At 34.0% G+C, this 26,129-nt stretch carries 23 protein-coding genes; 5 read left to right on the top strand and 18 right to left on the bottom strand.

Features of this window, described 5'->3' with window-relative positions; translation table 11 throughout:
- Window position 1 precedes the first annotated feature (1 nt).
- Genes QO200_RS02505 through QO200_RS02455 form a run of 11 tightly spaced genes read right to left on the bottom strand, consistent with a single transcriptional unit; the run spans window position 2 to window position 12,281 of the window.
- Window positions 2-724 carry a cell division protein FtsQ/DivIB gene (locus QO200_RS02505; RefSeq protein WP_371535923.1) on the bottom strand — a complete coding sequence of 241 codons (723 nt, stop codon included), beginning with the start codon at window positions 722-724 and terminating at the stop codon, window positions 2-4.
- Window positions 711-2,060 carry a UDP-N-acetylmuramate--L-alanine ligase gene (gene murC / locus QO200_RS02500; protein WP_371535920.1) on the bottom strand — a complete coding sequence of 450 codons (1,350 nt, stop codon included), beginning with the start codon at window positions 2,058-2,060 and terminating at the stop codon, window positions 711-713. Before murC ends, QO200_RS02505 begins: the two co-directional genes overlap by 14 nt.
- A gap of 17 nt (window positions 2,061-2,077) precedes the next feature.
- Window positions 2,078-3,172: an undecaprenyldiphospho-muramoylpentapeptide beta-N-acetylglucosaminyltransferase gene (gene murG, locus QO200_RS02495; RefSeq protein ID WP_371535918.1), complete on the bottom strand. Its 1,095-nt coding sequence runs from the start codon at window positions 3,170-3,172 to the stop codon at window positions 2,078-2,080.
- 47 nt (window positions 3,173-3,219) lie between these two features.
- Window positions 3,220-4,509 (bottom strand): FtsW/RodA/SpoVE family cell cycle protein, encoded by a 1,290-nt coding sequence (locus tag QO200_RS02490; protein WP_371535915.1) that lies wholly within the window; start codon window positions 4,507-4,509, stop codon window positions 3,220-3,222.
- 37 nt (window positions 4,510-4,546) lie between these two features.
- The gene (gene murD / locus QO200_RS02485) at window positions 4,547-5,878 is read right to left on the bottom strand and encodes a UDP-N-acetylmuramoyl-L-alanine--D-glutamate ligase (protein ID WP_371535913.1); all 1,332 of its coding nucleotides are present in this window, start codon (window positions 5,876-5,878) and stop codon (window positions 4,547-4,549) included.
- Window position 5,879: 1 nt separating this feature from the next.
- The gene (mraY, locus tag QO200_RS02480) at window positions 5,880-7,109 is read right to left on the bottom strand and encodes a phospho-N-acetylmuramoyl-pentapeptide-transferase (protein WP_371535910.1); all 1,230 of its coding nucleotides are present in this window, start codon (window positions 7,107-7,109) and stop codon (window positions 5,880-5,882) included.
- Window positions 7,110-7,116: 7 nt separating this feature from the next.
- Entirely contained in the window at window positions 7,117-8,580 is a 1,464-nt protein-coding gene (locus tag QO200_RS02475) for a UDP-N-acetylmuramoyl-L-alanyl-D-glutamate--2,6-diaminopimelate ligase (RefSeq protein ID WP_371535908.1), read from the bottom strand.
- Window positions 8,577-10,580, bottom strand: coding sequence for a penicillin-binding protein (locus QO200_RS02470; RefSeq protein WP_371535906.1), 2,004 nt, complete (start codon window positions 10,578-10,580; stop codon window positions 8,577-8,579). Before QO200_RS02470 ends, QO200_RS02475 begins: the two co-directional genes overlap by 4 nt.
- Window positions 10,571-10,918: an FtsL-like putative cell division protein gene (locus tag QO200_RS02465; RefSeq protein WP_371535903.1), complete on the bottom strand. Its 348-nt coding sequence runs from the start codon at window positions 10,916-10,918 to the stop codon at window positions 10,571-10,573. Before QO200_RS02465 ends, QO200_RS02470 begins: the two co-directional genes overlap by 10 nt.
- A 6-nt stretch (window positions 10,919-10,924) precedes the next feature.
- Complete coding sequence (gene rsmH / locus QO200_RS02460; RefSeq protein ID WP_371535900.1) at window positions 10,925-11,833, bottom strand: 16S rRNA (cytosine(1402)-N(4))-methyltransferase RsmH; 909 nt, start codon at window positions 11,831-11,833, stop codon at window positions 10,925-10,927.
- Window positions 11,808-12,281 carry a division/cell wall cluster transcriptional repressor MraZ gene (locus QO200_RS02455; protein WP_371535898.1) on the bottom strand — a complete coding sequence of 158 codons (474 nt, stop codon included), beginning with the start codon at window positions 12,279-12,281 and terminating at the stop codon, window positions 11,808-11,810. Before QO200_RS02455 ends, rsmH begins: the two co-directional genes overlap by 26 nt.
- Before the next feature lie 395 nt (window positions 12,282-12,676).
- Between QO200_RS02455 and QO200_RS02450 the strand changes: the two genes are divergently transcribed.
- Complete coding sequence (locus QO200_RS02450) at window positions 12,677-13,441, top strand: alpha/beta fold hydrolase (protein WP_091083845.1); 765 nt, start codon at window positions 12,677-12,679, stop codon at window positions 13,439-13,441.
- A gap of 37 nt (window positions 13,442-13,478) precedes the next feature.
- Window positions 13,479-14,099, top strand: a complete 621-nt coding sequence (gene yihA / locus QO200_RS02445; protein WP_371535895.1) for a ribosome biogenesis GTP-binding protein YihA/YsxC — start codon at window positions 13,479-13,481, stop codon at window positions 14,097-14,099.
- 202 nt (window positions 14,100-14,301) lie between these two features.
- Here yihA and gldC read toward each other — a convergent pair whose 3' ends face one another.
- Together gldC and gldB are read right to left on the bottom strand one after the other, a co-directional pair.
- On the bottom strand, window positions 14,302-14,637 hold the full coding sequence (gldC, locus tag QO200_RS02440; protein WP_371535893.1) for a gliding motility protein GldC: 336 nt from the start codon (window positions 14,635-14,637) through the stop codon (window positions 14,302-14,304).
- A complete protein-coding gene (gldB, locus tag QO200_RS02435; protein WP_371535890.1) occupies window positions 14,637-15,593 on the bottom strand; it encodes a gliding motility lipoprotein GldB in 957 nt (318 codons plus the stop codon). Before gldB ends, gldC begins: the two co-directional genes overlap by 1 nt.
- A 101-nt stretch (window positions 15,594-15,694) precedes the next feature.
- On the opposite strand from gldB, the gene nadE reads away from it, so the two are divergent.
- Together nadE and QO200_RS02425 are read left to right on the top strand one after the other, a co-directional pair.
- Entirely contained in the window at window positions 15,695-16,495 is an 801-nt protein-coding gene (nadE, locus tag QO200_RS02430; protein WP_371535887.1) for an NAD(+) synthase, read from the top strand.
- A 90-nt stretch (window positions 16,496-16,585) separates the two neighbouring features.
- The gene (locus QO200_RS02425; protein WP_371535884.1) at window positions 16,586-17,215 is read left to right on the top strand and encodes a LuxR C-terminal-related transcriptional regulator; all 630 of its coding nucleotides are present in this window, start codon (window positions 16,586-16,588) and stop codon (window positions 17,213-17,215) included.
- Here the strand turns inward: QO200_RS02425 and dnaG are convergent, their stop codons facing one another.
- The 5 genes from dnaG to QO200_RS02400 all read right to left on the bottom strand — a co-directional run bounded on the left by dnaG (window position 17,216) and on the right by QO200_RS02400 (window position 22,846).
- Window positions 17,216-19,183: a DNA primase gene (gene dnaG / locus QO200_RS02420; RefSeq protein WP_371535881.1), complete on the bottom strand. Its 1,968-nt coding sequence runs from the start codon at window positions 19,181-19,183 to the stop codon at window positions 17,216-17,218.
- A 128-nt stretch (window positions 19,184-19,311) separates the two neighbouring features.
- Window positions 19,312-20,388 carry a hypothetical protein gene (locus tag QO200_RS02415; protein WP_371535878.1) on the bottom strand — a complete coding sequence of 359 codons (1,077 nt, stop codon included), beginning with the start codon at window positions 20,386-20,388 and terminating at the stop codon, window positions 19,312-19,314.
- A 30-nt stretch (window positions 20,389-20,418) separates the two neighbouring features.
- Complete coding sequence (locus QO200_RS02410; RefSeq protein WP_371535876.1) at window positions 20,419-21,120, bottom strand: hypothetical protein; 702 nt, start codon at window positions 21,118-21,120, stop codon at window positions 20,419-20,421.
- Window positions 21,107-21,667 (bottom strand): RNA polymerase sigma factor, encoded by a 561-nt coding sequence (locus QO200_RS02405; protein WP_371535874.1) that lies wholly within the window; start codon window positions 21,665-21,667, stop codon window positions 21,107-21,109. Before QO200_RS02405 ends, QO200_RS02410 begins: the two co-directional genes overlap by 14 nt.
- 201 nt (window positions 21,668-21,868) lie before the next feature.
- Window positions 21,869-22,846, bottom strand: a complete 978-nt coding sequence (locus tag QO200_RS02400) for a polyprenyl synthetase family protein (RefSeq protein WP_371535872.1) — start codon at window positions 22,844-22,846, stop codon at window positions 21,869-21,871.
- A 193-nt stretch (window positions 22,847-23,039) separates the two neighbouring features.
- Between QO200_RS02400 and QO200_RS02395 the strand changes: the two genes are divergently transcribed.
- Window positions 23,040-26,129: a SusC/RagA family TonB-linked outer membrane protein gene (locus QO200_RS02395; RefSeq protein ID WP_371535870.1), complete on the top strand. Its 3,090-nt coding sequence runs from the start codon at window positions 23,040-23,042 to the stop codon at window positions 26,127-26,129.

Below are 26,129 nucleotides of genomic sequence, written 5' to 3'. Positions count from 1 at the left end.
TTTATTTAGTGCAAACTACTTGTTTTGTAAATCTCAGGTCAATTTTTTTATACTTATACAACGAACTGTCTAAAACTGCTTTTTGAAAAAATGCTTTATAATCATTAAATTTTTGCTCCATATCTGAGGAATTTCCAAAGTCAATTTCATAATTATAATTCCTATTCAACATTTTCAACCTCCCGCCAGGCATAATTTGAACAGCAATGATGTTTTTTTTCAAAAAATCATCGTCATAAATTAACCGAAATAACTGGGCATATTTTTCGCTATTTTTTCTATTAATCTCCCCCGAAACAAGTGGAACTCTGGCCGTAAAATTAGTTGACAATGGCATTACACCACCCTCGTAATCAATGTAAAAAGAGCCATTCCCATCCAAAACCCGCGCCACCGGAGTCTTTTGTTTTACTACTGCTTTTAGAACACCATCAATACTCACAAATACATCTGATTTCTCAATCATCTCATTTGAATTCAGTCTTCTCTCTAGCTTATTCAAATCTAATTTATCTTTTCCAATGCTTGAAGCATTCTCTTTATTTTCTATTAACAATTTATTAACCGTTTCTCTTTTTACAAAAAGAGCATTATCTCCAACAAAAACAACGACAGATTTAGTAAGTTTTCTATTCTCATTTCGATTTGCTGTAAATGAAAAAAGGAAAATTACAACCCCAATCATGAGCACTAGTCTCGTATTTGTCCAGTTAAATATTTTCATTTAGCGCTTTTTTAATTGACCCTACTAATTCACCAATATCACCTGCTCCTATAGTCACGATTACCTCAGCATCACTTTCCAGAATAGCTTCGATCATATTCTCTTTTGTAACTAATTTCTTCTTATGACTATCCACCTTACTCAATAACCATTCCGATGTTATTCCTTCCATTGGTAATTCACGAGCCGGATAAATATCCATCAACAAAAGCTCGTCAAACTGAGACAAACTTTTAGCAAAATCATCAGCAAAATCCTTTGTTCTACTAAACAAATGAGGCTGAAAAATCGCAAGAACTTTCTTAGTAGAATACAATTCTCTCACTGCTTGATATACCGCATTAATCTCCGTGGGATGATGTGCATAATCATCTATATATACTAAATCATCTGTTTTTATCTGATAAGAAAATCGTCTTCGTATCCCTTTGAATGAAGCCAAAGCTTTCGAAATGGCTTCAGTTGGCGTACCAAAATTTATTGCCATTGCGATAGCCATCAATGCATTCATCAAATTATGTTTTCCAGGCAAACCAAAACGGAAATCTTTTAAAGTTTCAGTTGGCGTTTTCACATCAAAAATATAACTCCCGTTGTCAATTCTTACATTTACCGCACTGTAAACTGCATCTTCATTCACCGCTACAGTAACACCTTCTAACGGCAGTTCCTTCGTTATAAACAACCTACTTTTGTCTTCTACTTTATTAGCAAATTCTACAAATGACTCTTCAATCGCATCACTAGTCCCATAAATATCTAAATGGTCTGCATCCATTGATGTAATACAAGCAATATTAGGATGTAAATGCAAAAAAGAACGATCAAATTCATCAGCTTCTACGACAGTAACTGTTTTACCGTCACCGATTAAATTCGAATTATAATTTTCGACTATTCCCCCAATAAAAGAAGTAACATCTGCACCACTATCATATAGAATATGACCTAAAATACTCGACGTTGTTGTTTTTCCATGCGTTCCCGCAACTGCAAAACAAAATGTATCTTTTGTAATTATCCCTAAAACTTCGGCTCTTTTCTTAATATGATATTCCCGCTCTACAAAATAGTTCCATTCTGAATGTGTTCCTGGAACAGCAGGCGTAATAATGACCAAAGTGTTTTCGACGAAATAATCTTTGGGAACCAAATCAATACTATCTTCAAAATGAATTGCTATACCACTTTCTATTAGCTCTTTTGTTAGAGTCGTAGGAGTTTTATCATAACCAGCAACTTGTTTCCCTATATTTTTAAAATAGCGAGCCAAAGCACTCATTCCGATGCCACCGATACCGATGAAGTAGACGTTATGTATTTGGTTTAAATTCATATTGATTTAAATATGTTTTATTTATTTCTAATTAATTTCACGATTTCGTCAGCTATTTCTTTTGTCGCTTCCGGCATCGCTAGATCCTTGATGTTTTTACTTAGTTGACTTTGCTTTGCTTGGTCTTGTAATAGCGCCTCAAAAACCAAGCTAAACTCTGAATCAAGTTCAGATTCTTTCAATAAAATCGCTCCTTTTTTATCAACTATAGCTTTTGCATTCTTTGTTTGATGATCTTCAGCTACATTAGGCGAAGGAATAAAAATTACCGGCTTCCCTACAATAGATAATTCCGATACTGATGATGCTCCCGCTCTAGAAATAATGACATCTGCAGCTGCATACACAAAATCCATTCTTTCTATAAAATCGACAACATGAACTGTATTAGAATCGTATTTTTTATAATCGTCAAAATATAATTTCCCGCATTGCCAGATTAGCTGTACCCCTTGATTTTGAATGTTTTCCAATTCCTTTTCAATCAACTGATTCACTCTTCTCGCTCCAAGACTTCCGCCAAGAACTAATAGTGTTTTTTTATTGACATCTAAATTAAAATACGCAACAGCTGCTGCTCTTTTACCATCAATGTCAATTAAGTCCTGACGAACTGGATTCCCAGTTAAAACCATTTTTTCTTTTGTAAAAAATCGTTCTAAATTTTCATATGCTACACAGATTACATCTGCTTTTTTACTCAATAATTTATTCGTAATCCCCGGAAAGGAATTTTGCTCTTGAATTACAGTGGGAACCTCCATCATACTTGCCATTTTCAATAACGGACCACTGGCAAAACCACCAGTTCCTATCACCACATCCGGTTTAAACTCTTTTATAATTTGTTTTGCTTTCCATAAACTATCTGCTAATTTTAATGGAAACATCATATTTTGCAAAGTTATTTTCCTTTGTAAACCCGCAATCCACAAACCCTTAATCTGGAAACCAGCTTGAGGTACTTTTTGCATTTCCATTTTATCTTTGGCACCTACAAAAAGAAATTCAGCATCAGGAAAACGTGATTTTAATTCATTTGCAATAGCAATCGCAGGATAGATATGACCACCTGTTCCACCACCACTTAATATGAATTTGTATTGCCTCATTATATTGAAATTTTTTAGTTTTAAAATTAATTTAACCCTCAAAAATATTATTTATTCAAAACTGCGTTCATTGGGTTTGTCGCCTTGTCTGTAATCGAATAATCCTCATCGACCTCCTTCTCTGAATCTAATTCAGCGTCGATTAGTTTTTGAAGCGCTTCCTCACGTTTAGCGGAGTTCTTAAGCTCTTCCTCAATTTCTTCGTCTTTTTTAGTCACACTAATAATAATTCCTAGCGAAAAACAAGTCATCCAAATTGAACTACCTCCACTACTTATTAGTGGTAATGTCTGCCCCGTTACCGGTAATAATTCTACTGCTACTGCCATATTGACCATCGCTTGAAATATCATTGGAAAACCAAGCCCGACGACAACTAACTTCCCAAAGAGGGTATTGGCCTTATGTGAAGCGATCACAAATCGAAACAGCAGCAATAAATATAAAATCAGAACTCCAAAACCACCTATAAGACCATATTCTTCAACAATAATTGCATAAATAAAATCCGAGGAGGATTGTGGTAAAAAATTCTTCTGAACACTTTTCCCAGGTCCTAATCCATAAATTTTACCAGATGCAATAGCAATTTTAGCTTTTTCAATTTGGTAATCATCTTCATCTGGTTTATCCGTACTGAAATTTTCTATTCTACTTTCCCAAGTGGATACTCTACTGAAAAATCGAGAATCAGGAAAAGCTTTGGCAATAAGAACAAAAAAAACAAGAAACAGAATTCCAGAACCTACAATAGCTCCAATATATTTTAATGGGTATTTCCCAATAAATACCAACATCAATATCATTGCAAAAATTAATGCTGTAGTAGAGAAATTGGCAGGTAAAATTAGAATAAGAGTAATAAAAACAGGCAACCACAGCTCCCATAACGAGGACTTAAAAGTAAGTGGCTCTTCTCTGGTTTTAGATAAATATCGGGCAACAAATATGAATAACACTACAGATGCCAATGTTGACGTCTGGAATGATATCCCAATAAAAGGAACCTGAATCCATCTACTCGCATTTGCTCCGGCAATTACAGTCCCTTTAACTAATGTATAAAGCAACAATATCCAAACTACTGGTAACGCGACTTTAGATATTGCTCTAAAATAATGATACGGCACTCTATGCACACCATAAATAATTAGAAACCCAATACAAATATGTGCTAAATGTTTTACCAAATAACCCAAAGTATTTCCGGTTCCGTGACCCAAATAAGCCAAATTACTACTGGCGCTAAAAACAGGCATAAACGAAAACAGTGCTAATAAAGCCACGAATGACCATATTACTTTATCTCCTTTTAATTTGCTTATTAGTTCCTTCATTTGTATTATTTAATTTTAAAAAAATATAATTTTCTGCTTAAAGGTTATGAACCGCTTGTTTAAATTGATTTCCTCTATCTTCATAGTTTTCAAACAAATCAAAACTGGCACATGCAGGTGATAATAAAACTGCATCTCCTTTTTCTGTTAATCGTTGTGCCATTCTAACGGCGTCATTCATATTCGTAACTTCTACCATCATATCCACTACGTTACCAAAGGCATCAATTATTTTTTTGTTATCAACGCCCAAGCAAATGATAGCTTTCACTTTTTCACGTACCAATGACATCAATTCATTGTAATCATTTCCTTTATCAACACCTCCAACAATCCATACTGTGGGCATATTCATACTATCCAATGCAAAAAAAGTAGCGTTTACGTTCGTCGCTTTTGAGTCATTGATATATTGTACATTCTGAATTTTCAATACTTTCTCAAGGCGGTGCTCCACACCTTGAAAATTAGATAAACTTTCACGGATTGTTGCTTTTCTTATTTGCATCAATTTTGCTACAGAGGTTGCTGCCATTGCATTTTTCATATTATGTTTCCCTTCTAATGCAATAGATTCTGTTTCCATTAAAAATTCATCTTGATTGATTTTTACTTCCATTTTGTTGTTTTGTATAAAGGCTCCTTCGTTGAATGTTTTTGTCAAGGAAAAAGGGATTAATTTAGCGTTTGTTTTATTATTTTCTAACCATGTTGTAATAGCCTCGTCATCTGCGTCATAAATGAGGTAATCATCCTCAGTTTGATTCATTGTAATTCTCATTTTAGAATTAATATAATTTTGATAATTATATTCGTATCGATCTAAATGATCCGGACTTATATTCGTTATGATAGCGATATGCGGTTTGTAATCTACGATTCCGTCCAACTGGAAACTGCTTAATTCAAGCACGTAAGAATCGTATTTATCATCTGCAACTTGCTCTGCAAAACTTTTCCCTATGTTTCCGCCCAATCCTACATTCAATCCTGCTGATTTAAGCAAGTGATAAGTTAACATCGTTGTCGTTGTCTTTCCGTTACTTCCCGTAATTCCTATTGTAATTGCTTTTGTGAAAGGAGCTGCAAACTCTATTTCAGAAATCACTGGAATTCCTTTCTCAATCAGTTTTTTTACAATTGGCGATTTCTCTGGAATCCCTGGGCTCTTCATGACTACATCGGCATTGAGAATTAAATCCTCTGTATGTCTTTCTTCTTCCCAATCGATGCCGTTATCTATAAGAACTTGTTTGTATTTATTTTTTATTTTTCCAAAATCAGATACAAAAACGTCATATCCTTTTTTCTTCCCTAAAATCGCAGTACCTGCTCCACTTTCTCCTCCTCCTAAAACTACTAGTCTCATACTATCTTAATTTTAGAGTGATAATCGAAAGTATCGCTAACATAATAGCTACAATCCAGAATCGGGTTACAATCTTACTTTCATGATATCCTTTCTTTTGATAGTGATGATGCAACGGCGCCATCAGGAAAACTCTTTTGCCTGCGCCAAAGCGTTTTTTGGTATATTTAAAATAACTCACCTGTAAGACCACAGATAAATTTTCGACTAAAAAGACACCACACAATAGCGGAATTAGTAATTCCTTACGAACTGCAATTGCCAGCACCGCAATGATTCCACCGATTGTCAAACTTCCAGTATCTCCCATAAAAACAGATGCGGGATAGGAATTGTACCAAAGAAATCCAATTAAGGAACCAACAAATGCAGCTATAAAAACCGTCATTTCTCCTGAATTAGGGATATACATTATATTTAAATAATTAGAGAAAATAATATTCCCAGAAACGAAGGTAAAGATCCCCAATGCCAGAACAGATATCGCCGAGGTACCCGCTGCGAGTCCGTCAATTCCGTCTGTTAAGTTTGCTCCGTTAGAAACTGCTGTGATAATAAAAATAACAACCGGAATAAAAATTACCCAAGCCCATTTTTCATATCCTTCACCCGTCCACGCCAACAATTCAGAATAATCGAATTCGTTATTTTTAAAAAAAGGAATCGTAGTAGCAGTCGATTTTTCCTCAATTGGACTCGCGGTAATAACCGTTTCTGTAGTGGTTTTAAAAACATCTCCTTTTCCAGTATCCGTTCTTACAGTTACAGCTGGACTAAAATAAAGAACCGTCCCAACAATAAGACCTAATCCTACTTGCCCAAATACTTTAAAAATACCTTTTAATCCTTCCTTATCTTTTTTAAATATTTTGATATAATCATCTATAAACCCAATTGTCCCCATCCACAAAGTCGTCACAATCAACAACACTACATAAATATTTTGCAGTTTTGCAAACAACATAACAGGCACTAGGGTAGCAAATATGATAATCAAACCTCCCATGGTAGGCGTTCCCGCTTTTTCATTTTGACCTGCTAATCCAAGTTCACGAACCGTTTCACCCACTTGTTGATTTTGCAAAAAACGGATGATTCTTTTTCCATAAATTGTAGATAACAATAACGAAAGTATAAAGGCTAACGCCGATCTAAATGTTATATATTGAAACACTCCCGTTCCCGAAATGTTTAATGTCTTGTTTAAGTATTCAAATAAATAATACAGCATATTTTTACTATTTATGAAGTTGTTCTAATATCTCTTTCACTATTTCCATGTCATCAAAATCATGACGCACTCCGTTAACTTCCTGGTAGGTTTCGTGTCCTTTTCCTGCAATCAAAATAATATCGTTTGGCTGAGCCAATTGACACGCTGTTTTTATAGCTTGCTTTCTGTCAGTTATCGCAAGTACTTTTTTATAATTTTCTGCCGCCACACCTACTTCCATCTCCTGGATAATAGTATCAGGATCTTCATTTCTAGGGTTATCAGAAGTTAGAACTACTTTGTCGCTCAATTCAGAGGCGATACGCGCCATAATTGGTCGTTTAGTTTTGTCCCTATTTCCACCGCAGCCTACAACAGTAATCAACTGTTCATTTTTAGTTCGAATGTCATTGGTTGTTTTCAACACATTTTCCAGCGCATCGGGAGTATGAGCATAATCAACAATTGCCGTGATATTTGTAGCTGAAACGATATATTGAAATCTTCCCGAAACACTTTCCAACTCAGACAACAAGCGAAGTGTTTCTAAACTATCCATTCCTAATTCAACCGCAGTACCATATATTGCTAAAACATTATAAGCATTGAAAGTTCCAATTAATTTCACCCAAACTTCATTCCCTTCAATCTTCAACAACAATCCCGATAATTGATTTTCGAGAATTTGCGCTTTATAATCAGCATATGACTTTAAAGCATAGGTGCGTTTAATAGCCACTGTATTTTGCAACATTACAGCACCATTCTTATCATCAACATTAGTCAGTACAAAAGCATTTTTAGGAAGGTTGTCAAAAAAAGATTTTTTCACATCTCTATATTCTGCAAAAGTGGGATGGTAATCCAAATGGTCATGAGACAAATTGGTGAAAACGCCACCAACAAAATGTAATGCTTCTGTTCGTTTTTGATGAATCCCGTGAGAACTCACTTCCATAAAACAATATTCAACACCTGCATCTCTCATTTCAGCTAAGTAATGATTAATAGTAATTGAATCTGGCGTTGTATGTGTTGCTTTGTATTCTATATCGTCTACTAAAATTTTAACTGTAGAAATCAATCCTACCTTAAAACCTGCTTTTTTAAATAATTGATATAATAAAGAAGCAATGGTAGTCTTTCCGTTTGTTCCAGTAATACCAACCAACTTTAATTTTTCAGATGGATTCCCAAAATAATTAGCAGCCATGAAAGCCAATGCTTTATTGGTATCTTTTACCTGTATGTAAGTGATTCCTTTTTCAAAACTTTCAGGAAACGCATCACAAACAATTGCTATAACCCCTAGTTCGATTGCTTTTTGAATATAGTCATGCCCGTCTGAAACAGATCCACGAATAGCTACAAAAACGTCATTCTTTTCAATTTTTCTTGAATCAAATTCGATTTTACCTACAGCAACTTCAGTCGAACCATGTACGGCTTCGATTGCAACTTTATATAATATGTCTTTTAGTATAATCACAATAATTCTAATGTTATAGTTGTGTTTTTTATTAGATCCTGTCCCGCTTGAAGCGATTGTGTCTTAACTTTTCCCATACCCACTGCTTTCACTTTTATTCCTAAATTTTCCAATAAAGCAATAGCATCCATTCCCGGCATGCCTTTAACATTTGGAATTGACCTTTGCTGCTTTTGCAACTTAGCAAAGTAGTTGTTGTAGTTATCTTCCTGTTTAGGGACTTTCCTATTTATATTTTTTATTTCATTTGTCGAAGGAACATCTGTAAAAATCTTTTGTGCAATTCTTTTAAAAACTGGTCCTGCAACGCCGGCTCCATAAAAATCTCCCTTAGCAGTGCTTGGTTTATGAACCACTACTATACAAGAATATTTAGGATGATCTGCTGGAAAATAACCTACGAAAGAAGACGCGTAATACATTGCTGTGCCGTCTCTTTTTCCATAATTTACTTGAGCTGTACCTGTTTTACCTGCCATCGAGAAATCTTTAGAATACAATTTAGACGCAGTTCCTTTTTTAACTACGTTAGCTAGAACTGCTTTTAACTTTTTTATTGTTTCAGGCGAACAAACTCTCGGGTTGATTACTTCTTTTTCAACCTTTACAATCGTTTTATTCCATTCTTTAATTTCTGAAATAAATTGAGGTTTCACCATCACACCATTATTTGCCACAGCATTATAAAATGTTAAAGTTTGCATTGGTGTAACAGATACTCCATAACCAAAAGCCATCCAAGGAAGAGAGATATTACTCCAACGCTTGTCTGTAGGTTGAGGAATAAAAGGGCGACCTTCACCTTCAAAATCCATTTTTAATTTCTTATTCAATCCCCAAGAATTAACATGGTTAACAAATCGAGATGGATTGTCTTTATAATTATCATAAACCGCCTGCACCATCACCGTGTTTGAAGATAATTCGAATCCTCTGGCTAATGATATTTTTCCGTAGCCACCTTTATGTGAATCCCTTACTGCCTTTCCTGAATATCTTATCTCTCCTCCCTGCGTATCATAAACCGTACTTGTGTCAGCTACTTTATCTTCTAAAATAGCCATCATGTCAACTAATTTAAATGTAGATCCAGGTTCATGAGACTCAGCTACAGCATAATTTGTAGTTTCATAATACGTTCCGTCACTAGCTCTTCCTAAGTTTGCGATAGCCTTTACCTGACCTGTTTCAGTCTCCATGACAACTACACAGCCATGATCCGCGTCGTACTCTTGCAATTGTTTTAACAAAGCATGATGCGCAATATCTTGTATATAAACATCAATTGTAGAAATAACATCATAACCATCCTGAGGGTCAACTTCATTGACATCACGAATAGGCTTCCACTGTCCTTTTGCAATTTTTTGCTTTAGAATCTTACCGTCCTTTCCATTCAGGTATTCTCTATACGCCCATTCAATTCCCTTACCGTCAAACTTGTCTTCAGCTATTTCTCTTTCATAACCAATAGTTCGCTCCGCGATTTTACCGATTGGATGTTCTCTAACCGTTTTTTGCTCTACAATAATTCCTCCCTTGTAAGCTCCTAATTTAAACAAAGGAAATCCCTTGATTTTTATATAGTCAGTATAACTCAGACCGCGAGCGATTAAATAATAGCGATTGTTATTTGCTCGCGCTCTTCTAAGTTCGTTTTGATAAAACCCACTTGACTTACCCAAAATCGTAGCCAGAGAATCAGACAATGCTTGCACATTTTTTTCGAAATTCTCTACTTTTGGAGCAAGAGCATCAAACCTTATCGTATAATTAGGTATTGAAGTAGCCAATAAACTTCCGTCTGCCGAATAGATATTCCCTTTATTTGCAGGAATAACAAAATTCTTAACCGTTCTTTCCTTAGCTAATTTTCTATAATAATCACCTTCAACCCACTGAATATTAGTTAACTTAACGGCAATCGCAATCGCTACCAAAAAGATAGCAAACGCAACGAGATAGATTCTATATGATATGTGTTTATCTTCTACTGCCATATTTTTTTAAGAAAAGTTTTCTCTTCTTCTTTTTTTACTTTTATTTTAATTGGAGGAACAGTCGATGGGAAAATTTGCTTTTCTACCATTTTCTCAGAAACAGTAGATTCCATTTTCAATTTCATCAATTGAGAGCGTCTGTCAACAAATTCCGAACGTAGTTCTTTTACTTCATTTGTTAGTTTGGCAATTTTAAAAACTTTCTGTTCATAACGTTGCGTATTAGCAATCATAACAATAGCCAAAAGAATAAGAAAAACGATAAAACGCCAATTTTTCATCGCATCATCATCGATAAGAAATCTCGCTTTTAATATGTTATAAACACCGTTTTTCATTCTGAATTATATCTTTTCTGCTATTCTTAATTTAGCGCTTCGAGCTCTATTATTTAACTTTATTTCTTCTTTGTCCGGCACTATTAGTTTTCCAACAGTCTTAAACGGAACGGAGAAATTACCAAAAAAATCACGCTCAGGCTCCCCTTCAAACATCCCGTTTTTCATATATCGCTTCACCAATCTATCTTCTAATGAATGATATGAAATAACACTTAATCGCCCACCTGGTCTTAACACTTCTAAGGACTGCTCTAGAAATTCCTTTAAAACATCCATTTCTTGATTTACTTCAATTCGAATGGCTTGATAGATTTGAGCTAATATTTTATTCCTTACTCGCTCTGGTAAAAATTTTGCTAAAACCTCTTTTAATTCATCGGTAGTCTTAATAAGCTGTACTTCTCTTGCCTCAACAATGGTTCTTGCTAAAACTGGAGCATTTTTCAACTCTCCATAATCTAAAAAAACTCGTTTTAAATCAGCCTCATCGTACTCATTTACTACTTTATATGCATTTAAGTCATTTTTTTGACTCATTCTCATATCTAGCCCAGCATCAAAACGAGTAGAGAAACCTCTTTCAGCTACATCAAATTGATGAGAAGAAACCCCTAAATCAGCCAAAATTCCATCTACACTTTTCAACCCGTAAAAACGCAAGAAACGTTTGATAAATCTAAAGTTCTCATTAATAAGCGTAAATCGCTCATCTGGCAAAGCATTTGCCAAAGCATCTTCATCTTGATCGAAAGCAAACAGTTTCCCGTTTGGTCCCAACCTACTTAATATTTCTTTTGAATGCCCACCTCCACCGAAGGTTACATCTACATAAACGCCATCAGGCTTTATATTTAAACCATCTACTGATGCTTGAAGCAAAACCGGATTATGATATTCCATTGTCGTCGTCATTTATATTTCCCATTACTTCTTCTGCTAAATCTGCAAAATCTACGTCTTCACCATTTATCGATGTCTCGTATAAATCTTTATCCCATATCTCCACTATATTAACAGCGGAAGAAAAGACAACCTCCTTAGTAATACTACCAAAAGTCACCAAATCTTTAGGGATTAACAATCTACCCAAAGAATCAATTTCTACCATTTTTACACCCGCAGTAAACCTGCGGATAAAATCATTATTCTTCTTTACAAACCGATTCAATTTATTAATCTTAGCCATCATCACATCCCATTCTTCCATGGGATACAACTCCAAACAAGGCTGAAAAACAGAACGCTTCAAAACGAAACCGCTTTGAAGAGAAGGTGTCAACTGCTTTTTTAAAGGCGCCGGCAACAGCACTCTTCCTTTAGCATCGACCTTACATTCATATGTCCCAACAATTGTATTCAAAAGAATCGTTTTATAATGATATGAAGCAAAAATATGAAAAATATCACCACTATCTACCACTATCTACCACTTTGTTAATAAGTTTCACCACCTACAACCCAAACACCTTAGATACAAGACTAACAGATTGTCAGACTATTAGCTGTTTTATACGTTATTTAAAAGAAAACTTAAACTATCGAAATTCCCGGCTATTTATTTTCAATATTTTAACTAAAATGCCTTTTTACTTACAATGGAAAATAACTTTACAAGATCTGCTTTTAGACAATATTAAGCTTCTGAAAAATAAATACAATCAAATTGCATTAATATGCTCAAAAATTGTTTTCAAAAATTCTTTTTAATTTATTAAATCCTATATTTGTGAAAATTGAAAATCCGTATTCAAGAACATGGAAAAAAACTATAAGAAGGAAGGTAAATACAGCTATTATGAAGCTGGAGAAGGAACGCCAATTGTAATATTACATGGGCTAATGGGAGGGTTAAGTAATTTTGATGCCGTGGCTAGTCATTTTTCTGAGAAAGGATACAAAATTGTTATCCCGGATTTACCTATATATACTCAAAATATTTTAAAAACAAACGTAAAAAGTTTTGCTAAATACGTTAAGGACTTTATCACTTTCAAAGGATTTGACAGAGTAATTCTTCTAGGAAATTCCCTTGGAGGACATATCGCTTTATACCATACAAAGATGTACCCTGAAAAAGTTGCTGGACTTGTAATAACAGGAAGTTCTGGACTATATGAAAGTGCAATGGGTGATAGCTATCCAAAAAGAGGTGATTATGAATATATCAAGAAAAAAGCTGAAGACGTATTCTACGATCCTGCAATTGCTACACCGGAATTGATTGACGAAGTTTATGCTACAGTTAATGACAGAATAAAACTAATCAAAACATTAACAATTGCCAAAAGTGCCATTCGTCATAATATGGCGAAAGACCTACCAAAAATGCATGTACGAACTTGTATTATTTGGGGTAAAAACGACAAAGTAACTCCACCGGATGTTGCTGAAGAATTTAATAAATTATTACCCAACTCAACCTTATATTGGATCGATAAATGTGGTCATGCGGCAATGATGGAACACCCAGAAGAGTTCAATCGTTTACTTGAAGAATGGCTAACTAAATCCAATTTATAAGTACCTCGCCCTTAGAAGAGGTTTTACACAAAAAAATATGAAAATCAATACCGCCGAATTTGTAATTAGCAACTCCGATGTTAGCAAATGTCCAAAAGACCGTTTGCCAGAATATGCTTTTATAGGCAGGTCTAATGTTGGGAAGTCCTCATTAATCAATATGTTGACCAACCAGAAAAAATTAGCTAAAACATCTGGGCGACCAGGAAAAACGCAGCTAATAAATCATTTCCTAATCAACAACAACTGGTTCTTAGTTGATTTACCTGGATACGGTTATGCCAAAGTATCAAAGAAAACAAAATCAGTTTTTCAGCAGTTTATAACTGATTATTTCGAAACAAGAGAGCAATTAGTTTGTGCTTTTGTTTTAATCGACATTCGTCATGAAGCTCAAACAATAGATATTGAATTCATGTCCTACATGGGAGAGAGTGAAATTCCTTTTTGTATTATTTTCACCAAAGCAGACAAGATCAGTAAAGTAAAAATTGATTCTCATATTGCAGCATACAAGAAAAGTATGTTTGCTAACAATTGGGCCGAAATGCCACAGTACTTCGTGACCTCTGCAACAGAATCCTTAGGAAAAGAGGATGTTCTAAGCTATATCGACGAAGTAAATCAAGAAATTTTTAAAGGCGGTGGTCAATTCTAAAAATAGAATACGTTGATTACTACATAAAAAAACATCCCAAAGCTTAAATTTAAGCTTTGGGATGTTTTGCATTACAGAAGTAACTAATCTGACCTCCTCGATTTTTTAGATATATATTATCAACAATAAAAGTCTACCATTTTAGAATTTTCAAGATAATGCCTTACTAATTGTATTAACGAAGCACTATCCTTGCAGAAACTTACTTCTTCAACTCTAATTTCTCAGCAAAATATTCACAAAAATCCCTCATGGTATCTGCCATTTTCTCATCACCTGTGGCACGTTGAAAAGTATCTGACATCGCTACCAATGTTTGATGAAAGAAAATTTTCATCTCATCTACAGGCATCTCTTTTGTCCATAAATCAATACGCATACTTTCTTTGGCTTTACTATCCCAAACAGACAGCATAATTGCTTTTGCCTCTTCTAATTCTACACCGCCATCTTCTGCGGTCCACATTAGTTTTTCTGGAACGCGGTTTTCATCTAACTCTACAAGGAATTTAATTTCCGATCTTTTTTTATCTGACATTACTTTTTAGGTTTGTATTTTGATTTTTCAAATATTTCTTTAGCATTTGTATCTAACAACTGTTGCAAAGATACTTCATTGTTTTTCATATACGAGCGAACAATTTGCCATCCTATCCAACCACCAACTTGACCCGGTGTTTCATTGTCTATTTCTAAATAAAATTTAGAAAAGGGAGCTGGACTTATAAAACGTGGAATCAGTTTTTGATCATCACTATAGAGCATTTCTTTTTCTATAAAATAACGCCATATATAACTCTCGTTTTCATTACACCATTCAATCTGCTCATTTGTATATCCCATTTTATCAGCATCGCTATAATCAGGCAGCAGTAGATCTTTTAAATATAATTCCTTTCCTGAATTTATCATTTTAGACAATAATTTTTTATCGGCATCTAGTACTACTTTTCGTTTGTAGAAACTAGAAACAACATCAGGCATAATCTGATTTTCCTCAAAGTTCTGCTTGATATATTCTGGAAACTGATAAAACTTATGTTCCTTTCCTAAATACATTTCGAGCGAAATAATCACCAGACTATCTGCATATATGACTTTATTATTGTAATCCATTTCAGAAATTACGGTAATCACTTTTGGTATTTTCGTTTCAGGAAAATAATACTTCACATGCTTAAAAAGCTCCTCCAGTTTGATTTTAACGGGTTCAAAATTTGAATATTTTTTCTGTACCTCAGTATATAATTCTCTCCAAAGAGGATCCTTCATTTTATCTAACCAAACCGCATCTTCATTTCCGGGAGGAAAAAAAAACGGAAACTCTTTTTTTACTTTATCCAAGTTTTTCGGCTCCGTTTCAAAAAAGACTTTATCAAAACGCTCTACCTTTATTTCCACAGGAATTTCTTCAACAGCTTTTTCTATTTTGCTTTTTTTATCACATGATAGAAAAAAGAGACATAAGAGAAGTGGAATGTGATATGTTTTCATTATTTTTTTAATTAAATTTGCCGATATAAAATCAGAAAAACAGGCGTACCCTTGAATGATTTTGCAAATATACATTCCTGCTCGTTAAAACGTAAACTATTATGATTAAAAAAAAAACGCTTCAAGTTGAGAAAGTAAATACTCATATTGTTAATTGGTTAAAAACATATGCTGAAAACGCAAAAGTAAATGGATTTGTTGTGGGAATTTCTGGCGGAGTAGATTCAGCAGTAACTTCAACTTTATGTGCTCAAACAGGACTTAAAGTTTTATGTGTTGAAATGCCTATTCATCAGCATGAAAGTCATGTTAGCCGTGGACGCGAGCACATTGAGCAGTTAAAAAGCAGGTACCCTAACGTTTCAGAAACCCTAGCAGACCTAACTTCTGTTTTTGAAACTTTCAAAAGTGAGGTTCCTACCGACTTTGAGGAACACAAACTTAACCTGACTCTTGCTAACACACGTGCTCGTTTACGAATGACTACCCTATATTATTTTGCTGGAGTTCATGGATTATTAGTGGCAGGAACAGGAAACAAAGTGGAAGATTTTGGCGTTGGTTTTTTTACAAAATATGGAGATGGCGGTGTAGACCTTAGTCCGATTGCTGATTTAATGAAATCAGAAGTATTTATGTTAGCTGCTCATTTACAAGTTCCAGATTCTATTTTAACTGCAGCTCCATCTGATGGACTGTTTGGTGATGAAAAAACAGATGAAGCTCAATTAGGCGCAACCTATGATGAATTAGAGTGGGCTATGACTCAGGACGAAGAAGGAAAATCTAGTACTGACTTCTCAGGAAGGGAAAAAACGGTATTTGATATTTACAAACGTTTAAATAAGATTAACCAACACAAAATGAAAGAAATACCCGTTTGTTTAGTTAATCGGGATTAACGGTATTTCATCCGAATAATTAGAAATTAAATATAATTTTTCTTATATTTAATAATGAATAGTGACAAAAAAAATCTAAAACCAAAAATCATGATAAAAGTTTGTTTAGCTGATAACTTCCCTGTAGTGCATTTTGGAGTGAAATCTTATTTTAAAGATCATGCCGAAATATCATTAGTCGCCAATGTTGGTAATTTTTTAATGATTCGTGATATTCTCCTTACTAAAGATATTGATGTTTTAATTCTAGACTTAGAACTAGAAGGTCTTTCCAGTATTTTTGAAGTCAAATCAATTTTAAAAAACTTTCCTAAGACAAAGATTATTATATTCAGTGGTCTTTCGGAACAGATTTACGCACCAAATGCCATTAAAGCTGGTGTTTCAGGATTTGTTCACAAGAAAGAGAAATTGGAAACCTTAGGTCTATCAATTATAAAAGTGAACCAAGGAAAGATTATCATGAACGAAACCGTGAAAAAAAATATCGCCTTAATTGCAAAACAAAGCAAAAGTGAACGTTTGTATCGAAAACTTTCCAATCGTGAAGTTGAAGTGTTGCGTTATTTAAGTGGAGGTAAGAAAAATCACGAAATTGCTGAAATTCTAGGCCTTAACGAAAAAACGATAAGTACCTACAAATTGCGTTTGTTAACTAAACTAAATGTTACTAACCTAGTTGATTTAGTAAACAAAGCAAAAAAATTAGAAATAGTTTAATTAAAAACGAGACATTACCCGTCCTAATTTTTTCGAAAAAGCAGAAGTTAGACCAAGATAGTCTCTAATCATAGTCATAGGCTCCGTATTATCTGATTCAGATGTTATGGAGCTTTTTATTTCTTCAATAATTTTACCTACTAAATACCAGCGTAGGGTTAAAATAGTCTCTGAGACATTCTGACCTATAGTGTCCTTTTTATATTTTGGGAAAATATTCTGACCTTCCCAATTGTGTAAAATAACTCTTTCGTCTTCCATCAAAATATCAGTAACCTCTTGAGCAAACTCAGGCTGCAAATGCATCAGATATTGCTCTAAGCTGAAACCATCATTTTGAAGAAAATAATTAATCAGATCGTTGAATATGTCCCTAAACAAAGGATTTGCTAACTCTACCTCATCCTCTTGTAAACTCAAATAGATTCTGTGAAATACTTTGTATTCTTTTTTCTCAATCACATGTTCAATCTCACCTTCTCCATTCGATTTTAAAAGTACATCTTCAAATTCTTCCGTTTTATCACCGTATAAAAGCAACATCTCTATAATTTTTCTTTCTAAACGATATAGTATATCTACTTTTTCAGTATCAGCAGGATTTTCATTTTTTACAACTTCTAATGCCTTGTATTCTTGCTTTTGTTTTTTACCAACCTCAGCAGTGTCTTTCTGCACCAACTGTGCCAAAGTACTAACTAGTACCTGCTCTGAAATATCCATAATTCGAGAACACTCCTGAATGTATATTTCACGTTGAATTCTATCTGGTATTTTAGAAATACTAATTACCATATCCCTAATCAGATCGGCTTTTTTTATAGGATCATTCTTTGCTTCATTCATCAAAAGCGATGCTTTAAACTGAATAAAGTCTTTTGCATTATTCTCAAGATAATCCAGCAAATCATCATGAGATGTTTTCTTGGCAAAACTGTCAGGATCTTCCCCATCAGGAAATGTACAAACCTTTACATTCATTCCTTCTTCCAGAATTAAATCAATTCCTCGAATGGAAGCACGCAATCCCGCTGCATCACCATCAAAAAGAACAGTAATGTTTTTTGTAAGTCTATTAATTAAACGGATTTGGTCAGGTGTCAATGCTGTCCCTGAAGACGCAACTACATTCTCAATTCCAGCTTGGTTAAACTGAATCACATCAGTATAACCCTCTACTAAAAAGCAATTATTTAGTTTAGCAATTGATTGTTTGGCTTGAAAAATCCCATACAAAACCTTACTCTTATGGTAAATTTCACTTTCTGGTGAGTTTAAATATTTGGCTGCCTTTTTATCATTTGTCAATATTCTTCCTCCAAAACCAAGCACCCTCCCTGACATACTTTGTATTGGAAACATAACCCGGCTTTTGAAACGGTCAAAAGGCCTGTCTTCTCTGCCAATTGTCAAACCTGTACTTTCCAGAAACTCTAATTTATAGCCTTTCCCAAGCGCTTCTTTTGTAAAAGCATCCCAAATATCTGGAGAATAACCTAGGCTAAATTTCTCTATAGTTTCATTAGTAAACCCTCTTTCTTTAAAATAAGAAAGGCCTATGGCTTTTCCCTCTTCTGTTTTTAAAAGTGTTCTATGGAAATAGTCTTTTGCAAATTCAGAAACTAAATACATACTCTCTCGAATATCTGTATTTGCTTTTTCTTCATTTGTTTGCTCTGTTTCCTCGATTTCTATATTGTACTTTCTAGCTAAGTATCGGATGGCTTCAGGATAGGTAAAATGTTCGTGCTCCATTAAAAAAGCAACGGAGTTCCCTCCTTTTCCAGAACTAAAATCTTTCCAAATCCCTTTCGCTGGTGAAACCATAAAGGATGGAGAACGCTCATCAGAGAATGGACTCAGCCCTTTAAAATTACTTCCTGCTCTCTTTAATTGGACAAAATCACCAATAACCTCCTCAACTCGAGCAGATTCGAAAACAGTATCAATAGTCGCTTTTGAAATCAAAATAGAGTAACGTTTAAATTATTTAAAGAATGCAAAAATACACAAATCAAAGTTCATAATTCAACATCTAAAATAAAAAGTGCTTCTTTCGAAGCACTTTTAAAGTAATAAATTAACTCAACCTAAACCTAATTAAAATCAAATCGAACACCTAGCGAAACGTTATTTTGCTTGATCGCATTATCTTTAAAGAGTGGGTTTAAGTCGTATTTTAGATATAGGCTTGTTGCTTTGTAACCTATGTAGGTACTCAGTCCATAATTCCAATCATCAACATTCCAATTCCCTTTTTGTCTTTCTGTTATCTGATTTCCGTCCTTTTCATAACTTAAAAACTGTTTAGAATTGGTATTATAGCCAACAAATCCTCCTAAACCGACTCTAAAACCTCGTTGAATTCTAAAAGAATTGTCCTTATCTTCAATTCTATTTTTTGTGAAATCCAATTCTAAAAATATTGGAATAGTAATAAAAACATTTTTGAAATAACTACTGTTATTTTTTAAATTATACGGGTAATATGCAACAACAGTTTGACTTTTATCTGTGATAAAATAGCGATTATTGGTTAGATATAAAGTATTATAAACACCGGTTAACCCATATTTTAAATGCAATAAATTGCTATCCTTAAATAATCTCGTATTAAATGTTAATCCCCATTCTAAGAAAGAAGAACGCAAATAGTAAAAACCTGAGTTTTCTACGCTACCATTAGTCATTAAATTATTAAAACCAGTAGCAAGGACTATTTGATTTGATGTTCGTTTTACAAATTTATTTTCATTTATAGAATCTTTCCTTTTTACATTATCTATAATTTCATTTTTTCCATAATAAAACTTAAAGGTTTTACTTTTTTCAGAATTTATAAAATCTTGCGAGTTAATTTTACCCTCCACTTGCGCTTGCACTAATTCTTTTAGTTCTTGTTGAGTAACAGCAACTTTATTTTCAATTATAGTCGCTCTCGCCTGTGACAATTGCTGCTTTTTTACATCGGCCTGTTCTTGTGAAATACTTCCTTTCTCTAATTGCAGGTTGACCTCTTCTACTTCCACTTTCAACGCAGCTTTTTGTTCATTAGTAATATTCTCGATTTTTAAAGCAATTTTTTTTGCTTGTGCTTCAAAGGTTTCTTGCCCTAGTATTTTACTCGCCATAAGGCATAAAAGAATTGCTAAGTAAATGGTGAAATTTCTCACAATGATTTAATTTTAAAATTGATTGATGATTTATTCTAGATTACGATTGGCAAAGGCCACTTTTACAGTTTGGTAACTTTTACTCACTTTACTAATTACTTTCTCCCTAAAAGAAAGTTCTAATTCAGTATCAACTTGCGACAATAAATAGGAAGCATCCACAGTTACCTTACTACTTTTCATAACGACATCGTTACTTGCTGCAACTTGAGGAACCATTTCTTCAACAGTCGCTGTTGATTTCTCTGCAATTAATACAGACTTGTCTTTATTGTTTTGCCAATGTGGTGTATTGACTTGATTGATGATTGAACGCTCCGTTTTATTATTAATATTATTAGTTACTACTCTTTCTTTCTTTATAATTTTACCAAGTCGCTTTTCTGAAACTACAACTTCTTTTTCGTCAGAACTTGAAGCTGTATTCATCAATTCTCCTTCCTCTATCACTTTCTCCTCAAGACCTCTTTTTTCATTCTCTTTATACTGTATAACTACTTCATTTCCTTGCTCTATACTCTTCGTTTCTGTTAGATAACTAAAAACTGTCCCAATCAGTAAAAACCCAACTATACTGGCTGCTATATAAATCCAAGAGAAGTTCTTCCTCCTTTTTGTGTTTTGAGCTTCATCTAACATCCCTTCCAATTTATCCCAAGCTGCGCTCGAAGGTTGAATACTGTTATTCTCCAGCTTCTGTTTTATTTGGCTTTCAAAGTTATTTAGTTCCATACTCGTAATTTTTTATTGTATTAATCTGCTGTTGCAAAATCTTTCTGGCGTGCGACAACTGCGATTTTGACGTACCTTCATTAATACCTAAGATCGCGGCAATTTCCTTATGCTTAAAGCCTTCGATGGCATATAAATTAAAAACCATTTTATAACCATCTGGCAGACTATCAATTAAAAACTGAATGTCAGCTATTGAAAATTCACTTTCGATTGGATTAAAACTTTCTTCAACATAAATTTCATCTTCGATAAACTTAACCTTCTTATGAACTCTAATATAAGAAATGCTTTCATTGACCATTATTCGTCTAATCCATCCTTCAAAGCTTCCATTATGCTGAAACGCTTTTAAATTTGTAAAAACTTTCATAAAAGCAGCAATCATAACATCTTCGGCTTGTTGTAAGTCTTTGATATATTGCCTGCAAACGCCTAACATTTTTGGAGAAAACCGAGTATAAATAGACTGCTGTGCCTTTCGATTATTCTCGATGGCCAACCGAATCATTTCAGTTTCTTCTTGATTTAAGTTGATTACTTTCATTGTTAGTGTTCCGTTTTTAGTATTCAGTTGAAACACTGATAATAGGCTTCTATATACATAGACGTGAATGGATGCAAAAAGGTTGTATGGGAAATTAGATAATGTGAAAACTAGTTGGCCATGTGATTTTAAATGCCTAAATACCAACTATTTACAATATTTAAAATAATTTTATAATTATCTGATTTTCTGATTACCAAATTATTTCTTTCTTTCGATTACGTAATTCACCATCAAGATTAAGGCATCTTTAAAATCTGAATTCGGATAGTTATCCAATAATAAAAGTGCATCCTGCTGAAATTCAATCATTTTATTTTCAGCATAAAGCAAACCGTCATTGTCTTTTACAAAAGCAATAACTTCTTTAACGCGTTTTTTGTCTTTGTTGTGGTTTTTAATCGAATTGATTAACCATGACTTTTCTTTAGAAGTACAGATATTTAGAACATGGATTAAAGGTAAAGTCATTTTTTGTTCCTTGATATCGATACCAGTTGGTTTCCCTATCGCATCCTCAGTATAATCAAACAAGTCATCTTTAATTTGGAATGCCATTCCGATGAGTTCGCCAAACTTTCTCATATTCTCCACCTGAATCTCATCCTCAATAACTGATTTTGCTCCAAGAGCACAACAAGCAGCAATAAGTGTCGCTGTTTTTTTCCGAATGATTTCGTAATAAATTTCTTCGGTGATATCAAGCCTTCTCGCTTTTTCTATTTGCAGTAATTCACCTTCGCTCATTTCACGAACTGCTATTGAAATTATTTTCAATAAATCAAAATCACCGTTGTCAATAGAAAGTAACAATCCTTTTGAGAGTAAATAATCTCCCACAAGCACTGCAATTTTATTTTTCCAAAGTGCATTGATTGAGAAAAAACCTCTTCTACGATTACTGTCATCTACCACATCATCATGAACCAAAGTTGCGGTATGTATTAGTTCAATAACACAAGCACCACGATAGGTTCTTTCGTTCACAGTTCCCGCAGAAACCATCTTAGCAGTTAAGAAAACGAACATAGGTCGCATTTGCTTCCCTTTTCGGTTGACTATGTAATACGTGATTCTATTCAATAAAGCCACTTGCGAGGTCATCGATTCATAGAACTTTTTTTCAAAAAGTTCCATTTCTTTAAAGATGGGCTGTTTTATTTGAGAGGTGACATTCATTAAGATTTCAAAGTTACATCTTTTACTAATTATAAATAGACTTAAAACTAATTTAAGTCTTCTAATTTAGGAAAAACTTGCTCTTAACATTGCTAACTTATTCTTAACTACATATCTCTTTTTGTTAAACTTATCTTAATCTACTGAAAAAATCACAATTATAAGTTTGCACGACAAACATAACTATAAAAAAATGAAAATTTTAAAACAAAATCTACTCTTGCTTTTACTTGTATTTTGTACGCATTTAATCAATGCTCAATCAAAACCGGTTAAAGGAAAAGTAACTGATTCAACTGGTTTTCCATTAACTGGAACAACAATTTTAGTCAAAGGAACTAAAAACGCCACAATCGCAGATGCAAATGGAAATTACACTATTGCAACCGAAAAAGGAAAGACCTTAGTTTTTACTTTCATGGGATTTACTACTAGGGAAGTTACAGTGAGTAATCTTGAAAATCTAAACATTACTCTTCAAGATGATTCTATATCATTAGGTGAAGTTGTAGTTACGGCATTAGGAATTAAAAGAGATAAACGTGTGCTAGGTTACGCCTCGCAAGAATTAAAATCAGATGATATTAATAAAGTAAACTCGGCTAATTTTGTTTCAAATCTAACAGGTAAAATATCAGGGGTGCAAATTTCTGGCTCTGGTAATGGAATCGCGAGTTCGTCAAGAATTACGATTCGCGGGGACAAATCATTAAACATTAATAACAATGGCCCCTTATTTATAGTAGATGGTATTCCCATTAACAATAACGTCTATGGTGTGGGAGGCTCTTCAACAAGTCAAGCTGATTTACCTACAGATTATGGAAATGGTGCGTCAGAAATTAATCAAGAAAATATTGAAAGTGTAAATGTACTAAAAGGGGCAGCAGCATCTGCTTTATATGGTTCTCGCGCTGCTAACGGTGTTATTGTAATTACTACTAAATCAGGCAAGAGAAGCAAAGGCTTAGGAGTTTCAATTTCCTCTTCTTTTATGACAAGCGAAGCATTAAGATTACCTGAAATTCAAGGTGTGTATGGCGCGGGTTCTAAACAAATTTACGACGCAGGTGCAGATACAAATTTAGGCCCTCGTTTTGACTCTGGTATTTCATTATTACAAAACGGAAGTCCAGGATATTCTGTAGGACAAGGGCAAGTATTACCCTTTGAATTTAGATACAACCTCAATGATTTTTTTAGAAAAGGAAGTTCTATTTCAAATTCGGTTTCTGTTTCTGGTTCTGATGAAAAAACGAATTTCAGATTGAGTTACGGAAAAACAACCAGCGAAGACATTGTTCCTAACTCTAATTTAAAAAGAGAAAACATCAGTTTGAATCTTAATTATAACATTTCAGATAAATGGAAACTGGCTACTGTTGCCACCTATACAAAAAGTTCCAGTGATAATACTCCGGTTACTGGCTACGGAAGCCAAGGTATCATGTATAATTTACTTTGGAACCATACCAATGTTGACTTAGACTGGTTGAAAGATTATTGGATTGTAAAAGATGTAAAACAAAATAGCATGTTTGGCTGGGGAGACAACCCTTTTAAAATTGCTTACGAAAACATCAACGCCTTTAAAAAAGGCCGCATTTTTGGAAACATTTCTTCTACTTACGAGATTAATAATGATTTTTCATTCATGGCGAGAATAGGTATGGATAATTCAAATGATTTTAGATGGTCACGCAGACCTATTGGATCTTCACGATACACACAAGGAATGTACCGCGAGCAAACCATTGCATTTACAGAATACAATGCTGATATGTTACTTTCTTATGATCATACTTTTGGCGATTTTTCCTTTAAAATTTCTTACGGAGCAAATAGCATGAATCAATACACGTCTGAAAGTAAAATTGAAGGACAAGGAATTAGTATTCCCGGCATCTACAATTTACAAAATATCAATGTGATGCCTATACAATCTCGAAACATTTACAAAAAGCGCATCAATAGTATGTACAGTTTAGCGAATATAGGATATAAAGATTACTTGTATTTAGATTTAACAGCTAGAAATGACTGGTCATCTACCCTACCTGCAAACAACAACTCTTACTTTTATCCTTCTGCTTCATTAAATTTTATTCCAACATCATTATTTGAAATGAATGAGAATATTGACTTCTTAAAATTAAGAGTAAATGCAGCCTCTGTAGGGAATGATACTGATCCGTATCGATTAGTAAAAACTTACGATAACGGTTCTTTACCAGGAACATTAACTAACCCAAGTGCTATTTTAAATAGTAATTTAAAACCTGAAATTGCAACTTCATATGAGGTGGGAATTGAAGGGCAGCTTTTCAAAAAAAGGATTACGCTAGATATGAGTTATTATATCACGAACTCAAAAAACCAGATTGTAGGTTTAGATATTTCTCAGGCTGCAGGTTTTAATTCTAATGTGATTAATGCAGGTAAAATTCAAAACAAAGGAATCGAAATCGGTTTAGGACTTACTCCAGTTAGAACTAAAAATTTTGAATGGTCGCTTAACGCCAATTTTACTCAAAACCGAGGTACTGTAAAAGAACTAACTCCAGGAATTGATAATTATATTATCGCCCAAGGCCCCAATGGAGGTACTATTGAAGCCCGTGTAGGAGAACGAATGGGAGATTTATATGGTCGTGGTTATTTAAGAAGTCCAGACAAGCAAATTGTGTATGACAATACAGGGTCACCAATATTAGATACTAAAATTAAAAAAATAGGAAACTATAATCCAGATTGGATGTTAGGACTTGCTACTAATTTAAGATATAAAAATATCAGTCTAAATGCGCTGTTTGACGTTAGACATGGCGGGAAAATATATTCGATGACAAACGCAATCGGAATGGAAAGTGGCATACTTGCCGTTTCATTACAAGGAAGAGAAACAGGAATAATAGGCGAAGGTGTTGTGAAAAATACCGACGGATCTTACAGCCCAAATACAACTTCAATAAGCGCTGAAAACTGGTATTACTCTAATGCCTTTCGTAGAGACAACATAGAGGCTAATTCATTTGATGCGTCTTATGTAAAATTAAGAGAAGTGAGTTTGAATTATAGATTTTCTGAAAAATGGACTAAATCCGTAAAAATGCAAAATGTAAGCATTGGTCTAGTGGGAAATAATCTGGCACTTTGGACGAAAGTCCCAAACATTGATCCAGAAACTCAAGCCATAAGCGGAGGAACTCTTTTACCAGGATTTGAAGTCTTACAACTGCCTTCTTCTAGAAACTACGGAATCAAATTAAATGCTTCATTCTAA

The organism is Flavobacterium sp. Arc3 (assembly GCF_041431375.1).
In the GTDB taxonomy this organism is placed as follows: Bacteria; Bacteroidota; Bacteroidia; order Flavobacteriales; family Flavobacteriaceae; genus Flavobacterium.
This window is presented reverse-complemented; position numbering and strand designations above follow the sequence as displayed.

Excerpts from the sequence above, each read along its gene's own strand:
- QO200_RS02410 (WP_371535876.1), bottom strand. The coding sequence starts at position 21,120 with ATGGAACTAAATAACTTTGAAAGCCAAATAAAACAGAAGCTGGAGAAT.
- gldB (WP_371535890.1), bottom strand. The coding sequence starts at position 15,593 with ATGAAAACATATCACATTCCACTTCTCTTATGTCTCTTTTTTCTATCA.
- QO200_RS02470 (WP_371535906.1), bottom strand. The coding sequence starts at position 10,580 with ATGGCAGTAGAAGATAAACACATATCATATAGAATCTATCTCGTTGCG.
- QO200_RS02425 (WP_371535884.1), top strand. The coding sequence starts at position 16,586 with ATGATAAAAGTTTGTTTAGCTGATAACTTCCCTGTAGTGCATTTTGGA.
- QO200_RS02450 (WP_091083845.1), top strand. The coding sequence starts at position 12,677 with ATGGAAAAAAACTATAAGAAGGAAGGTAAATACAGCTATTATGAAGCT.
- QO200_RS02405 (WP_371535874.1), bottom strand. The coding sequence starts at position 21,667 with ATGAAAGTAATCAACTTAAATCAAGAAGAAACTGAAATGATTCGGTTG.
- gldC (WP_371535893.1), bottom strand. The coding sequence starts at position 14,637 with ATGTCAGATAAAAAAAGATCGGAAATTAAATTCCTTGTAGAGTTAGAT.
- QO200_RS02465 (WP_371535903.1), bottom strand. The coding sequence starts at position 10,918 with ATGAAAAACGGTGTTTATAACATATTAAAAGCGAGATTTCTTATCGAT.
- QO200_RS02505 (WP_371535923.1), bottom strand. The coding sequence starts at position 724 with ATGAAAATATTTAACTGGACAAATACGAGACTAGTGCTCATGATTGGG.
- mraY (WP_371535910.1), bottom strand. The coding sequence starts at position 7,109 with ATGCTGTATTATTTATTTGAATACTTAAACAAGACATTAAACATTTCG.
- QO200_RS02400 (WP_371535872.1), bottom strand. The coding sequence starts at position 22,846 with ATGAATGTCACCTCTCAAATAAAACAGCCCATCTTTAAAGAAATGGAA.
- rsmH (WP_371535900.1), bottom strand. The coding sequence starts at position 11,833 with ATGACGACGACAATGGAATATCATAATCCGGTTTTGCTTCAAGCATCA.
- QO200_RS02395 (WP_371535870.1), top strand. The coding sequence starts at position 23,040 with ATGAAAATTTTAAAACAAAATCTACTCTTGCTTTTACTTGTATTTTGT.
- QO200_RS02490 (WP_371535915.1), bottom strand. The coding sequence starts at position 4,509 with ATGAAGGAACTAATAAGCAAATTAAAAGGAGATAAAGTAATATGGTCA.
- nadE (WP_371535887.1), top strand. The coding sequence starts at position 15,695 with ATGATTAAAAAAAAAACGCTTCAAGTTGAGAAAGTAAATACTCATATT.
- murD (WP_371535913.1), bottom strand. The coding sequence starts at position 5,878 with ATGAGACTAGTAGTTTTAGGAGGAGGAGAAAGTGGAGCAGGTACTGCG.
- murC (WP_371535920.1), bottom strand. The coding sequence starts at position 2,060 with ATGAATTTAAACCAAATACATAACGTCTACTTCATCGGTATCGGTGGC.
- murG (WP_371535918.1), bottom strand. The coding sequence starts at position 3,172 with ATGAGGCAATACAAATTCATATTAAGTGGTGGTGGAACAGGTGGTCAT.
- yihA (WP_371535895.1), top strand. The coding sequence starts at position 13,479 with ATGAAAATCAATACCGCCGAATTTGTAATTAGCAACTCCGATGTTAGC.